This is a genomic window from Pseudomonas sp. NFACC37-1 (assembly GCF_900101575.1).
Classification (GTDB): domain Bacteria; phylum Pseudomonadota; class Gammaproteobacteria; order Pseudomonadales; family Pseudomonadaceae; genus Aquipseudomonas; species Aquipseudomonas fluorescens_AA.
The window spans coordinates 1-14,386 of sequence record NZ_FMUZ01000001.1; the positions used below are offsets into that span (position 1 = coordinate 1).

Sequence of the window (14,386 nt, forward strand, 5' to 3'; positions counted from 1 at the left end):
CGGCGTCCTGGCTGCTGATCTGCACCACCACCGCGGGCCTGATCAAGCTGTTCGACGCCAACCCGGCGATCGGCTTCCTGGCCCTGGCGCGCAAATACAACGATGCCCTGGCCGCCGGCCAGATCCTGGCCCCGGCCAAGAGCATCGAGCAGATGCAGCACGTAGTGTTCAACGCCTACACCAACGCGACGCTGACGGTGTTGTTCCTGTTCGTGGTCTTCAGCATCCTGTTCTACGCGCTCAAGGTCGGCATCGCCGCCTGGGGCACCAAGGAACGCACGGACAAGGAAGCGCCATTCCAGGCCCTGCCGGACGCTTGATAGAGGATTGCAACGATGTTCAATGATTTGAGTCGCCTGGGTAAATACCTCGGTCAGGCCGCCCGCCTGATGGTCGGCATGCCCGACTACGACAACTACGTCGAGCACATGCAAACCAAGCACCCGGACAAACCGATGATGGACTACGAGGCGTTTTTTCGTGAACGCCAGGAGGCCCGTTACGGCGGCAAGGGTGGGCCCAAGTGCTGTTGAATTGAGCTAAACCCAACCCCCCTGTGGGAGCGGGCTTGCTCGCGAAGGCGTCGGGTCAGTCGCCATTGATGTGGCTGACACTCCGCTTTCGCGAGCCAGCCCGCTCCCACAGTTGTTTTTGGGGGGGCTCAGAATTTGTATGCGCCACAAGGTAGTTGTCTGGCTTGATTCCGCTGTTGATCACTCCGCCAACAACACCGCCGCATCGAAGCCCACCCGCAAGTTGCCCCAATGGCGGCCGCCGAAGAAGAACGGTATGTCGATCTCGGTCATGATTTCCCCGGTATCGCGCAGGTAGGTCTGCAGCAGGAAGCGCTGGACGTTGCCCGCCGCGCGCAGGCCGATCGGGTCGTTGAAGATTCGCTTGTTGCGGCACACCGGCAAATCCACCGCCCGGTCGCCGGTTGGCGGCTTGGAGACCCAACTGTTGTTCACCGGGCAGTAGCCCTTGCTGTCGACAATGAACGAAACCTTGCCACCCGGCGTGCTGCGGGTGAGTTTGTCGCATTCTTCCTGGCAGACTTGGGCAAAGCGTTCGGTGTAGCTGGCCATGTACTGCTTGGGATCGGTACCGGGAATCAGTTGGTAATTCTGATCGAACAGGTTCAGGCCTTCGCGTTGCAGCGCCTCCAGGCGGACCTGGAGCGTGTCGCGGCACTCGCTGGCGCGGGTAATGGCGGCATCCAGCTTGCCGTGGCCGAGCACGAACCGGCCCAGCAGCGCCTGGACCTTTTCGGCCACGCCGGACAGGTCGCGGGTGGCCGTTGCCGAATGCTGCATGCGCTGGTCGATCAACTGGCTGTCGGCGTGAATCTGGGTCACCCGGTCGTTGATCCCGGTGTTGCTGTCGGCGAACTGCTGGATGTGGGTCGCGATGTCCGCCAGCTTGCCGTTGGTGGATTCGAAGTCGACGATCATGCTTTCGAAATGGCCGGAGGCGCGTTCCACCACTTTCTGGGTTTCCCGGGCGCTGTGGCTGATCTGCGTGGTCTGCTCGTGGGTGGAGCTGACTTCCTCGAGCATGGCGTCGATGTTGCGCGAGATATCGTCGGTGGCCCGACTGACATTCTGCGCCAAGGTGCGCACTTCATCGGCCACCACCGCGAAGCCACGGCCACTTTCGCCGGCCCGGGCAGCTTCGATGGCGGCATTGAGGGCTAGCAGGTTGGTCTGGGCAGAGATCTGCTGGATCAACCCGACAATCGACTTGATGCTCGAGGAACGTTGGTTCAAGGCAGTTACCAGGGTGGCAAATTCACCGAGGTTGCTGGAAATCTCACTGATATTCCCGGTTACTTCCAGTAGCTCGGCGTAGGAGTCGCGGGCCATGCTCAGGTTCTGGGCGGTGGTGCTGGAGATGCCCTGGGTCTGGCGCGAGACTTCTTCGATGCGGCCCACGGCGGTGTTGCTCTGGTCCATCACTTCCTTGGCGAAGCGGGCCTGGTGGGTGGCGCTGTCGCTGGAGTCGCTGATGTTCTTCAGCGAGCGGGCCGACTCGACGGCGATGTGCACAGTCAGCGCCTGGACATTGCTGATGATCTCCCGCTGCTTGGCCAGGAAACGGTTGCAGGTGCCGGCCAGCACGCGGATCTCGTCGTGGGTCACCAGTGGCAGGTCCTTGGACAGGTCGCCTTCGCCTTTGGCGATCTCTTCCAGGGCCTTGGTCATGGCGGTGACGGGGCGCACGATGAGGTGGCGGAAATACCAGACCATGAAGCTGATCATGCCCAGCGTCAGGACCGCGCCGAAGAGCAGGGCATGGGTAAGACTGTCGAGCCGGCCTTCGATCTGCCCCAGCAAGGCACCGTCCAATTGCGCGTTGCGCAACAGCAGCAGGATCTCGGCGCGGGCGCTGACGGCCACCCAGTACAGCAAGCCACTGACCAGCACCAACAGGAAAAGACTCGAGAGCTTTTTGGTGAGGGTATCGAAAAACTGCATTTCGATAGACTCGTACAAGTCCTTTAACGTCTGCATGCCGCTGCTCCTGGGCAAAAAAATCTCTTAATGGAATACATTCGACCGCGAGCGGCAAAGCTTTAGGGCGGCGGGGCGATTTGATATCACCTGTGGGAGCAAGCCCCACAGAGGTTTGGGGTGATCATCACTTGATACAAAAGATTTACTGGGAATGATTCTCAAAGTATATTTGCTCTCATTAACGTCCCTTCCATGAGTGCGCGTCTTGAATCGTTCCACCCCCCTCGCAAATCGCAACGTCTTCATCAAGTGTGTGTTGCCAACCCTGTCCTGCTGCCTCATTGCAAGCCCGTTGTGGGCACAGGACGCTGTCGAACTGCCGGCCACGGATATCCAGGGCAGTCGTGTCACTCAGGACGAGGGCTATACGACGTCGCAAGCCAGCACGGCGAGCAAGAGCGATGTACCGATCAAGGAAGAGGCGCAGTCGATCAACGTGGTGACCCAGCAGACCCTGGCGGACTACCAGGTGCGCTCGCTGAACGATGCGATGAAGTTCGTCAGCGGCGTCAGCCAGGGCAACACCCTGGGCGGCTCGAGGGACTCGTTGGTCAAGCGCGGGTTTGGCACCAACGACGACGGCTCGATCCTGCGCGACGGCGTGCGTTCGAATCTGGGCCACAACTTCAGCGCCACCACCGACCGCGTCGAAGTGCTCAAGGGCCCGGCCTCGATGCTGTACGGCGCGCTGGAACCCGGCGGCCTGATCAACGTCATCAGCAAGAAACCGGAATATACCCCAAGCACCACGCTGAGCGGCTCGGCCTACAGCGAAGGTGGCGGCACCATGGCCCTGGACACCACCGGGCCGCTGGGCGATACCGGCCTGGCCTATCGCCTGATTGCCGAGCGCGGCCACGAGGACTACTGGCGCAACTACGGCGTCAATGAGAGCACGCTGGTGGCGCCGTCCCTGGCTTGGACGGGTGAGCGGGCCTCGTTGAACCTGAGTTATGAGTACAACGAATATTCCAATCCGTTTGACCGGGGCACGGTGTTCACTAACGGGCATCCGGCTGACATCGATTACGACAAGCGTCTTGATGAGCCTTGGGCCAAGAGCGTGGGGATTCGCGAAACGGCGACGGCGCGGTTTGAGTATGAGTTGAGCGACGCGTGGAAAACGCGGGTTACCTATGGTTGGAACAATGATCGGTACAGTCTTTCGATTGCGCAGCCGAGTCTGTCGAAAACCGGTGTTTTTCAGCGAGCCGCCAATGGCGCTCATTACGACGACGAAACTCGTTATGCCAGTTGGGATTTCATCGGCAAGCAGGAGTTGTTCGGCCAGCGTCATGACCTGTTGGTTGGCGTCGATAATCAAGTGTCCGATCAGTTTCGTGGCAAGACCTACCGTGGGGATGCGCAAGGAGGGTTCGACATCACTGCGCCGGTTTATGGTGGGTTGGCAGAACCCAGCAAGCTGAATGCAAAACAGAGCAACCTGAGTAACCAACTGACCTCCAGCTCCATTTATCTCAAGGACAACTGGCATCTGGATGATCGCTGGATACTGGTCTTCGGTGGTCGCTACCAGCATTACGACCAATTCGCCGAACAAGGCATGATCAAGCGAGACGGGGTTCGCGACGATAATGGCGACGCCTTCGTTCCATTCCTCGGATTGGTTTATAAAGCTGCCGAGACCCTTTCTCTTTATGGTAATTACAGCCGTTCATTCAAGCCCAACGATACCGTCGACGACAACCTCAGCACCTTCAAACCGGAAGAAGGGCGTAGCTATGAAGTGGGTGCCAAATACGACCCGATGCCTGGGCTGAATATCAACCTCGCCTTGTTCGATATCGTCAAAAAGAATGTAGTAACAACCACTGTAGTCGGCGGAAAGAACATCGCAGAAGCCGCTGGCAAGGTGGGTTCCCAAGGCCTGGAGCTCGACATCACCGGCCGCCTGGCCGACCGTTGGGACTTGATCGGCACTTACGCCTACACCCACACAGAAATATTGGACGATCCGGACGACGAAGGTCATCGCCTACCCGACGCTCCCAAACACACCGCGAGCTTGTACCTCACTCACCACCTGAACATTCCAGCCGAATTCGGCGCCTGGCACGCCGGTGCCGGTGCGCGTTACGTCGGCGAACGCGCCGCCAACAAGGCCAACGAATTCTGGCTCAGCAGCTACACCGTCGCCGACGCCTTCCTGCGCTGGGAGGCGCCGGTGATGGGGCACAAGACCTCGTTGCAGTTGAACGTGGACAATCTGTTCGACAAACAGTACTACCCGTCCTCCACCGGCAGCCAGTTGCAGGTCAACGTCGGCGAGCCGCGTACCGCCAAGCTGAGCGCCAGCGTGACGTTCTGATTCTGCTGCACTGAAACACAAAAATGCCCGGGTCCTGCGTCCCGGGCATTTTTTGTACGCCAGCCAGAGGCAACCTGTCCGCGACCTTGAGGGAAGTGGTCTACGCTTCGTGCACAGGCATCTGATTGTTTCGGGGCACCCGCGACAGGTCCCGAGGACGTAGGCCTTTGGAAATCGCCAATGGTTCGATCACCGCCCGGTCCTGGATGAGCTGAGGTGAACGGCCTGCCTGCTTCAAGGTGGGGCGAGGGTATGAATCCGGGCATATTCCTGCAACGTTGCAGTGCGTTCAGGTTTGCGCCACTTGGAGTTGTTCGCGGCGCCTGAAGGATCAGCCGCGGATGAATGAGTAAAAACTTCCCTCTTGTGGGGCATCGTTGTCCCATTTCACCCGCTCAAGGGCGGCTCAAACCAGTGCTCGAGACAAAAGGGCGCCAGCATTGATGTTCATTCATGTCGCCAGATCGAAAAATAATTTCGCCTTTTTGCGGTTTTGCAATACTTCTTCTATCCAGTACGTGCCACCGTCACGCTTAGGCACACCCTTTGCTAAGTATTGAAAACCCGACCTTTCAGGCCAGGACACACCATCCATGAAGAGCAACAGAGGGCAATCTCAGGACCGCACGCAATCAAGCAGGGTTTAAAGCAAGGCAAGGCCGAACCGTCGGAATGACGAAGTGATAAGAAATGCCGTGTAGAACGCGGCTGGGAGTTGGCTATGCCCCACGCTTTTTTTAATGAAATGTATGACGCAAAGGGTGACTGCCGCCCGCATTACCAAGCCTTCTCGCGCTGGCTGGCGGACACCCCGCTTGAACTGCTGGAGCAACGCCGCCGCGAAGCCGACCTGCTGTTCCATCGGGCCGGCATCACCTTCACCCTCTACGGGGACGAGCAGGGCACCGAGCGCCTGATCCCCTTCGATATCATTCCCCGCAGCATCAAGGCCAGTGAATGGCAGATGGTCGAGCGTGGCTGCATCCAGCGGGTCCAGGCCCTGAACATGTTCCTGGCCGACATCTACCATGGGCAGCGCATCCTCAAGGAAGGGATCATCCCGCCCGAGCAGGTGCTCGCCAACGAGGGCTACCAGATCGCGATGCAGGGCCTGAACCTGCACCGGGGCATTTACGCCCATATTGCCGGTGTCGACCTGGTTCGCGACGGTGACGGCAGTTACTACGTGCTGGAAGACAACCTGCGTACGCCCAGCGGCGTGAGCTACATGCTCGAAGACCGCAAGATGATGATGCGCCTGTTCCCCGAGCTCTTCGCCGCCCAGCGCGTGGCCCCCATCGATCATTACCCGAACCTGCTGCTCGACACCCTCAAGAGCTCCAGCCCCCTGGAAAACCCCACCGCCGTGGTGCTGACGCCGGGACGTTTCAACAGTGCCTATTTCGAGCACGCCTTCCTGGCCCGTGAAATGGGCGTGGAACTGGTGGAGGGGGCCGATCTGTTCGTGCGGGATGACCACGTGTACATGCGCACCACCGCCGGCCCTCGACAGGTGGACGTGATTTACCGTCGCCTTGACGACGCCTACCTCGACCCGCTGTCGTTCAACCCCGATTCGATGCTGGGCGTGCCCGGGCTGATCGCTGTTTACCGCGCGGGCAACGTGGTGCTGGCGAACGCGGTCGGCACAGGCGTGGCCGACGACAAGTCGATCTACCCCTACGTCGACGAAATGATCCGCTTCTACCTCACCGAAGAACCGATCCTGAAGAACGTACCCACCTGGCAGTGTCGCAAGCCCCAGGACCTGTCCCATGTGCTGGCCAACCTGCCGGATCTGGTGGTCAAGGAAACCCAGGGCTCCGGCGGCTACGGCATGCTGGTCGGGCCGGCCGCCAGTGCAGCGGAGATCGAAGATTTCCGCGCACGCCTCAAGGCCCGTCCCGAAGCCTATATCGCCCAGCCGACCTTGAGCCTGTCCACGTGCCCGACCTTTGTCGAGAGCGGCATCGCGCCGCGCCACATCGACCTGCGGCCGTTCGTACTGTCGGGCAAGGAAACGCGCCTGGTGCCCGGCGGGCTGACTCGCGTGGCGCTGCGCGAAGGCTCGCTGGTGGTGAACTCGTCCCAGGGCGGCGGCACCAAAGACACTTGGGTAGTGGAGGACTAAGACATGCTTTCAAGAACTGCTTCGGACCTCTATTGGATGTCCCGCTACCTGGAGCGCGCCGAGAACCTGGCGCGCATGCTCGAAGTCAGCTATTCGCTCTCGCTGATGCCCCAGGCCGGACGCAGCGATGGTCATGCCGAGCTGGCGATGTCGCTGCTGGCGGCCGGTACGCTGGACGACTACAACGCCCGTTATGACGCGCTCAACACCGAGCGCATGCTGCATTTCTTCGCCTTGGACGAAACCAACCCCGGCAGTATCTATAGCTGCCTGCGAGCTGCGCGGACCAATGCCCATGCCGTGCGCGGGCGCATCACCGCTGACATGTGGGAAAACATCAACGCCACCTGGCTGGAAATGCGCAACATCGCCAGCAACGGCCTGGGGCGCTACGGTATCAGCCATTTCTGCGAATGGGTCAAGGAGCGTTCGCACCTGTTCCGTGGCGCGACATCGGGCACCATCATGCGCAACGATGCCTACTGTTTCATCCGCCTGGGGACCTTTATCGAACGGGCCGACAACACCCTGCGCCTGCTGGATGCGCGCTATGAAATGTTCGGCGAGGAATCGGAAGAGGTCAGCGACAACTCGGCCCGCGGCTATTACCAGTGGAGTGCCTTGTTGCGCGCGCTGTCTTCGTTCGAGGCGTTCAACGAGATCTACCGCAACGCGCCCAACGCCGAGCAAGTGTCCGAGATGTTGCTGTTGCGGGCCGACGTCCCACGCTCGCTGCATGCCTGTATCGAGGAACTGGACCATATCCTCGCCAGCTTGCCGGGCAACAACGGCCGGCCGGCGCAGCGCCTGGCCGCCGAGCTGAATGCGCGCCTGCGCTATTCCGGAATCGACGAAATCCTGGCGTCGGGCCTGCACCAATGGTTGACCGACCTGATTGGTCAGATCCGCCACTTGGGTCAGACCGTCCATGAGTCTTACCTGGAGGTCGTATGAAACTGTCCATACGCCACGACACGACTTACAGCTACGCCGATGAAGTCTGCACCAGTATCCAGTTCCTGCGCCTCACGCCCCGGGACACTCAGCGCCAGCGCATCTTGCAATGGCATCTGGAACTGCCGCGACTGGTGCGCAGCCAGATTGACCCCTATGGCAACATCCTCCACGTGATGACCATGGACGAGCCCCACGGTGCCTTGGTGCTGACGGCTTATGGCGAGGTGGAAATCCATCCGTCCATCGCGATGGAACCGGACCCTCAGTCACCGTTGCCGTTTCTGCGCACCAGCCGCCTCACCCAGGCGGATGAGACCCTCAGCGCCTTCGCCGTGGAACAATGCGCTGGCCGGCGTGATCGTTCAGCCTTGACCGACCTGATGAACGGCCTGGCCGAGCGGATGCCCTACAGCCCAGGCACGACAGCGGTCAACAGCACCGCCGCCGAGGCGTTTGCCGGTGGAACGGGGGTTTGCCAGGACCATACCCACGCCTTCCTGGCCTGCGCACGCAGCCTGGGTATTCCAGCGCGCTATGTTTCCGGCTATCTGTGCACCGAAGATGAAAGCCACCTGGCAAGCCACGCCTGGGCCGAAGCCTGGCTGGACGATGGCTGGTACAGCTTCGACGTGACCAACCGCCTGACCCTTCCCGATCGCCACCTGAAACTGGCGATCGGCCTGGACTACCTCGACGCCTGCCCGGTACGCGGCATGCGCCGGGGTGGCGGGGCGGAACAGATGCAGGCGCGGGTGCAGGTGAGTTCGATGGTGCAGGTGCAACACCAATAAAGGCACCAGGCCTACTCGCCAACACCCGAGCTCCCACACTGGAATGGGGTGGACACACACCCTGTGTCCACCCGAGAACCCCGGTGGGAGCCGAGCTTGCTCGCGATGACGGCTGCCCAGCTGGCATCACCGCCAACTGACCCACCGCCATCGCGAGCAAGCTCGCTCCCACACTGGAATGGGGGTGGACGCAAACCCTGTTTCCACCCGAGAACCCCTGTGGGAGCTGAGCTTGCTCGCGATGACGGCTGCCCTGCTGACATCCCCGCCAACTGACCCACCGCCATCGCGAGCAAGCTCGCTCCCACAAAAAGCTCACTCCCTCCTTACCCTCAAAAATGAAGCTTTCATGACAAAAGTTCGGTAGCACATCGCCATTCCCGTCATGCCTGTGTGACGTGTTCGAGGGGACCTTTCAGGTCGTTTGGAGCCGGGGCGCGAAGCCGGGAGTGAGGCGATGGGGACTATGGAACGTTATTCGAAAGTGGGCATGCAGGAGCTTGACCAGCGGCTGTCGAAGATCGTCGAGGCGGCGCGCAAGCAGCCGGTCTCGGTGTATCGCTACGGCGCGCCGTGGGTCTGGATCGTTTCCCAGGATGACTGGCAGGGCGCGCTCAAGGAAGTGTCCAGCTACATTCCGCAAGGCCATTCACTGGTCTTGCTGCGTCCGCAGATCGACGACCTGCTGGATGACCATCGCGATGTGCTGCAGGGCCTCAATGCCGGTGCCCAGATGCTGATCGCACCGCAAACCGCCATGCACATCCTCCTGCTGCAACTGCTCTATTCGGTGCCCAGCGAGCAGCAACTCTACGAACAACTCAATTACAACCTGCTGTTCCGCTGGTTCGTCGGCCTGGACCTGAACCAGAAGGTCTGGAGCTTCAACGTCCTGAGTAAAGACCTCGCCACACTGCTGGGCGATGCGCGGGCGGTGGGGCTCATCGAGAAAATCATTGGTGAAGTGTTCTGTGGCGCCTTGCTGCAAATGCCGGAGTTCTCCTTGAACTTCGCGCTGCTGCACACCTGGCTGGCCCGGCACGCCACGACATCGACCATAAGCAATTGAGCCGTACTTTGAATTCAGGGGGTGGTGTGGAGCATTTCTTCAAATCGCGGCCGGCGCTGTGGGGCTGGCTGCTGCTGGCGGTCGGGGGGCCGTCGGCCTTTGCCGCCGAAGGCGGGCAGGCGGCCGAAGCGGCGCCGACGCGCCTGGTGGACGTGAACGAGTACTTCGTGCGCGGCAACACCGTGCTCGATGCCCGGGCCATCGAGGAAGCGGTGTACCCGTTCCTGGGGCCGCAAAAGGCCTTGAGCGACATCGAAGGCGCCCGGGAAGCCTTGCAAAAAGCCTATCAGGCCCGCGGTTATCAATCGGTATTCGTCGAGCTGCCAGAGCAGAAAGTCGAAGACGGCATCGTCTACCTGCAGGTCAGCGAGACCAAGATCGGTCGGGTACGCGTGGTAGGGGCCAAGCACTATTCGCCCGTTGAAATCCGTGACGACGTGCCGGCGCTGAAGGAAGGCGAGGTACCCGATTTCGCCCGGGTCCAGGCAGAGCTGGCGCAGTTGAACAAGACCCCGGGACGCCAGGTCATGCCGCTGGTGCGCGAAGGCCAGCGACCCGGGACCATGGACGTGGATTTGCAAGTCCAAGACCAGGACCCCTGGCAAGCCAGCCTGGGGCTGAACAACGACTACAGTGCCGACACCGAAAAGCTGCGCACGGTCGCCAGCCTGGGCTACAACAACCTCTGGCAACTGGGCCACAGCGTTTCGCTGACTTTCTTCACCGCGCCCCAGGACACCGAAAACGCCAAGGTCTGGTCGGGTTCCTACACCGCACCGCTGAGCGAACGCTGGAGTGTGCAGTTCTCGGGGTACCAATCCGACAGCAACGTGGCGACCGTCGGCGGCAGTAACGTGTTGGGCAAAGGACATTCCTACGGGGTATCGGCGATCTACAGCCTGCCGTCCACGGGGGCATGGGCCAACAGCTTTTCGGTCGGGGTGGATTTCAAGGACTTCGAGGAAGAGTTGAACCTGGGCGGTGCCAGCGACAAGGCGCCGCTCAAGTACGCGCCGTTCACCTTCGCCTATAACGGCTTTCGCTACACCGAAAACAGCCAGTTGGGCCTCGGCCTGAGCCTGGTGGCGGGTACCCGGAGCCTGCTGGGCTATGGCAGCTCCGACGAAGAGTTCGACTACAAGCGCTATCGCGCCAGCCCCAGCTTCGCGGTGCTCAAGGGCGACGGCAATTACACCTTCATCTTCGGCAACGACTGGCAGACCGCCTCCAAGGCCGCCTTCCAACTGGCCTCCGGGCCGCTGGTTTCCAACGAGCAATTCTCCGCCGGTGGCGCCACCTCGGTGCGCGGTTACCTGGCCGCCGAGCGCACCGGCGACGACGGCTACCTGCTGTCCCAGGAGCTGCGCACCCCGTCCCTGGCCAAGTTCCTCGGCAGTTATGTCCAGGAGTGGCGCTTCTATGCCTTCGCCGAAGGCGCGCAGCTGTATTTGCGTGACGAACTGCCCGACCAGGAAGCCGACTACAGCCTCGCCAGTGTCGGCCTCGGTACCCGCGCGAGCCTGAGCAAATGGCTGTCCGGCAGCCTCGACTGGGGCTATCCGCTGCTCGAAGGGCCGAACACCTCGAAACAGGAATCGCGCCTGCACTTCAACCTGCAAGCGACGTTTTGAACCCAGGAGTCATGTCCATGCAACGCTTATTGTTATCCCTGTTGATCTGCCTGGGGCTGGTGCTTCCGGCGACCGCCAACGCCTGGTGGCAGGACGACTGGCACTATCGCAAACAGATTTCGGTGGACACCACGCCCCAGGGCGCCGCCATCGCCCAGGCCTTGGGCCGCACCGCGTTGCTGGTGCGCTTGCACACCGGCAACTTCACCTTCGACGGGGTCAAGGACGACGGCTCGGACTTGCGTTTCGTCAGTGCCGACGACAAGACCGTGCTCAATCACCAGATCGAAAGCTTCGACCCGCTGATGGGCATGGCGCTGATCTGGGTCGACGTGCCGAGCGTGGAGGGCGGTCAGCGCCAGGACGTGTGGATGTATTACGGCAACCAGAAGGCGCCGGCCACGAGCAGCGGCCAGTTGACCTTCGACCCGGACTACACCGCGCTGTACCACTTCGACGGCGCCACCGGCATACCGCCCCGGGACACCACGGCCTACGGCAACAATGCCCAGGGCGCGACCGGCGTGAGCATCGACGGCGTGATCGGACGGGCCTTGCAGTTCAACGGCCAGCCGTTGTTGTTGCCGGCCAGTGCGTCGTTGCAACACAGTGCCGGCGCGGCGTTCACCTTCAGCACCTGGCTGCGCCAGGACCAGGCCAGTGGCGAACAGGTGATCCTGGCCCGTCGCGAAGCCGCCACCAGCCTGTTGGTTGGGGTCAACCAGGGGGTGCCGTTCGTAGCGATCAATGACCAGCGCGCGGTCTCGACACAGCCGCTGAACCCCGGTCAGTGGCAGCACCTGGCGTTGACCGCCTCGGGCGACCGGGTCGTGCTGTACGTCAACGGGCGTGAGACCGCGAGCCTGGCAGTGGCGATGCCCGCGTTCAATTCGCCGATCGCCCTGGGTGCCGATGTCTCCGCCGGAGCCTTCGCGCCTTTCAGCGGCGCCATGGACGAAGCGCGCCTGTCCAAGGTGGCTCGCCCGGCGCCGTTGCTGTTGGCCGACGCCAATGCCCAGGGCGCCGAATCGAAACTGGTGGCCTACGGCGTCGATGAAGAGCAGTCCGGCTTCGGTTTCGGCAGCCTGGGGTTCCTGCTCAACGCCGTGCCGCTCGACGCTTGGGTGATCATCGGGGTGCTGGTGCTGATGATGTTCCAGTCGTGGATCATCATGATCCGCAAGAACCGCATGGTCAGCCGTCTCAGCGCGGCCAACGAAGCCTTCCGTGAACAATTCGCCAGGATCGGCACGCGCCTGGAAATGTTCGCCGACGACCAGGACCTCGCCCAGCGCCTGCAACATTCATCGCTGTGGCGCTTGTACTTGGTGGCCGTCAAGGAAATCCGCACCCGTCGCGAGCAAGGCGCCGACACTTCGTCGGTGTCGGCGGCCACCATCGAAGCGATCCGCTGTTCCATGGATGGCGTGCGCACCCGGGAAAACCAGCAGCTCAGCTCGAAGCTCTCGACCCTGTCCAATGCCATTGCCGGTGGCCCGTACATCGGCCTGCTTGGCACCGTGCTGGGGATCATGGTGGTGTTCCTCGGCACAGCCATGGCCGGCGACGTGAACATCAACGCTATCGCCCCGGGCATGGCCGCGGCATTGCTCGCCACTGCCATGGGCCTGTTCGTCGCGATCCCGGCGTTGTTTGGCTACAACCGCCTGATCACGCGCAATAAGGAAGTCAGCGCCGACATGCGGGTCTTCGTCGACGAGTTCATCACGCGCCTGGCGGAGATGCACGGCGAAGGCCAGTCCGGTGAAGCGGCCCATCGCCGCAATCATCACGCCCCATCGTCCGTACCGGCCTGAGGAAATTGCCATGGCTAGCGTAAACGCTTCACACGATGACGACGATGACGCGGCGGTCGACAGCATCAACATCACGCCGCTGGTGGATGTGCTCATGGTAGTGCTGGTGATGTTCATCCTCACGGCCACGGCCCAGGTGTCAGGTATCCAGATCAACTTGCCCAAGGCCAGTGCCTCGGTGTCGTTGTCCGAGGCCAAGACCAAGGCGATTTCGGTGAACGACGGCGGGCAGGTATTCCTCGATGCCTACCCGGTGACCCTGGCCGAGCTGGAAGAGCGCCTGCGCATCGAAAAGGCGCAGAGCCCGGACTTCCCGGTGATCGTGCGCGGCGACGCGACGGTGCAGTACCAGAAAGTCATTGAAGTGCTGGATCTGTTGCGGCGCCTGGAACTGTCCCAGGTCGGTCTCGTGACCGGCAAACCGAGTCAGGGCTGATCATGACCGCCAGACTTCCCATCGATCCGCCCCCGGTGAAGACTTCGCCGCTGCGCCTGCTCAAGTGGGCCGCCGGCCTGCTGCTGGGGGCCATCGCAGCCTGGCTGCTGTGGCAGTGGGCCAATGACATGAGTGGGGTGCGCCGCGAAGCCCCGAAGGTGCCGACCATCATCCCACTGCCGCCTCCGCCCCCACCACCGCCGGAGAAGCCCAAGGAGCCGGAACCCCAGGTCGAGGAGAAAGTGGTCGAGCCAGAGCCGACCCCGGAACCCGAAGAGGTCAAGCCCGAAGAAGAAGCGCCGCCGTCTCCGGTGGATGACCTGGCGAACCCGATGCAAATGGACGGCGATGCCCAGTCCGGCAGCGACGCATTCAACATCGGTGCCGGCAAGGGCGGCGGCATGGCCGGGGCAGGGGGCGGGCGCCTGGGCAATGGCACTTACAGCCAGTTCCTGGCGTTCACCTTCCAGCGTTTGCTGCGGGAAAACCCCGACTTGCGCAGCCTGGCGTTCTCCCTGCAGGCCGATGTCTGGCTCAGTGCCGTGGGCGAAATCACCCGGGTCGAGCTGGTCAAGTCCAGCGGCAACCGGCAGGTGGACGAGCAAGTGATTTCCGCCCTGCGTGCCGCGCCCCATTTGAGTGAGCGGCCACCGGCCTCCCTGACTTTGCCCGTGCGCCTGTCCTTGCAGGGACGACGGCCGGGTTAACCGAC

Annotated in this window: 11 protein-coding genes and 1 pseudogene; 11 read left to right on the forward strand and 1 reads right to left on the reverse strand. The window is 61.9% G+C overall.

The genetic code is table 11. The features are described 5' to 3' along the window. Positions 1 to 320: pseudogene (locus tag BLP82_RS00005) on the forward strand (carbon starvation protein A); the annotation flags it as partial. Between the two features lie 15 nt (positions 321 to 335). Beyond that, the gene (locus BLP82_RS00010) at positions 336 to 533 is read left to right on the forward strand and encodes a YbdD/YjiX family protein (protein ID WP_003182142.1); all 198 of its coding nucleotides are present in this window, start codon (positions 336 to 338) and stop codon (positions 531 to 533) included. 180 nt (positions 534 to 713) lie between these two features. Here BLP82_RS00010 and BLP82_RS00015 read toward each other — a convergent pair whose 3' ends face one another. Next, positions 714 to 2,510 carry a methyl-accepting chemotaxis protein gene (locus BLP82_RS00015; protein WP_092164309.1) on the reverse strand — a complete coding sequence of 599 codons (1,797 nt, stop codon included), beginning with the start codon at positions 2,508 to 2,510 and terminating at the stop codon, positions 714 to 716. Positions 2,511 to 2,718: 208 nt separating this feature from the next. Between BLP82_RS00015 and BLP82_RS00020 the strand changes: the two genes are divergently transcribed. The 9 genes from BLP82_RS00020 to BLP82_RS00060 all read left to right on the forward strand — a co-directional run bounded on the left by BLP82_RS00020 (position 2,719) and on the right by BLP82_RS00060 (position 14,381). Further along, positions 2,719 to 4,842, forward strand: a complete 2,124-nt coding sequence (locus BLP82_RS00020) for a TonB-dependent siderophore receptor (RefSeq protein WP_092164311.1) — start codon at positions 2,719 to 2,721, stop codon at positions 4,840 to 4,842. A gap of 721 nt (positions 4,843 to 5,563) precedes the next feature. Then, entirely contained in the window at positions 5,564 to 6,973 is a 1,410-nt protein-coding gene (locus BLP82_RS00025; protein ID WP_092164313.1) for a circularly permuted type 2 ATP-grasp protein, read from the forward strand. A gap of 3 nt (positions 6,974 to 6,976) precedes the next feature. Then, positions 6,977 to 7,927 (forward strand): alpha-E domain-containing protein, encoded by a 951-nt coding sequence (locus BLP82_RS00030; protein WP_003201699.1) that lies wholly within the window; start codon positions 6,977 to 6,979, stop codon positions 7,925 to 7,927. Next, on the forward strand, positions 7,924 to 8,721 hold the full coding sequence (locus BLP82_RS00035; protein WP_092164314.1) for a transglutaminase family protein: 798 nt from the start codon (positions 7,924 to 7,926) through the stop codon (positions 8,719 to 8,721). Before BLP82_RS00030 ends, BLP82_RS00035 begins: the two co-directional genes overlap by 4 nt. Before the next feature lie 466 nt (positions 8,722 to 9,187). Beyond that, positions 9,188 to 9,790, forward strand: a complete 603-nt coding sequence (locus BLP82_RS31860) for a transposase (protein WP_092164316.1) — start codon at positions 9,188 to 9,190, stop codon at positions 9,788 to 9,790. A gap of 68 nt (positions 9,791 to 9,858) precedes the next feature. After that, positions 9,859 to 11,421, forward strand: coding sequence for a ShlB/FhaC/HecB family hemolysin secretion/activation protein (locus BLP82_RS00045; protein WP_371914093.1), 1,563 nt, complete (start codon positions 9,859 to 9,861; stop codon positions 11,419 to 11,421). A gap of 17 nt (positions 11,422 to 11,438) precedes the next feature. After that, on the forward strand, positions 11,439 to 13,238 hold the full coding sequence (locus tag BLP82_RS00050) for a DUF2341 domain-containing protein (protein ID WP_092164328.1): 1,800 nt from the start codon (positions 11,439 to 11,441) through the stop codon (positions 13,236 to 13,238). 10 nt (positions 13,239 to 13,248) lie between these two features. Further along, positions 13,249 to 13,674 carry an ExbD/TolR family protein gene (locus tag BLP82_RS00055; protein WP_003201710.1) on the forward strand — a complete coding sequence of 142 codons (426 nt, stop codon included), beginning with the start codon at positions 13,249 to 13,251 and terminating at the stop codon, positions 13,672 to 13,674. Between the two features lie 2 nt (positions 13,675 to 13,676). Beyond that, positions 13,677 to 14,381: an energy transducer TonB family protein gene (locus BLP82_RS00060; protein ID WP_092164332.1), complete on the forward strand. Its 705-nt coding sequence runs from the start codon at positions 13,677 to 13,679 to the stop codon at positions 14,379 to 14,381. Positions 14,382 to 14,386 lie beyond the last annotated feature (5 nt).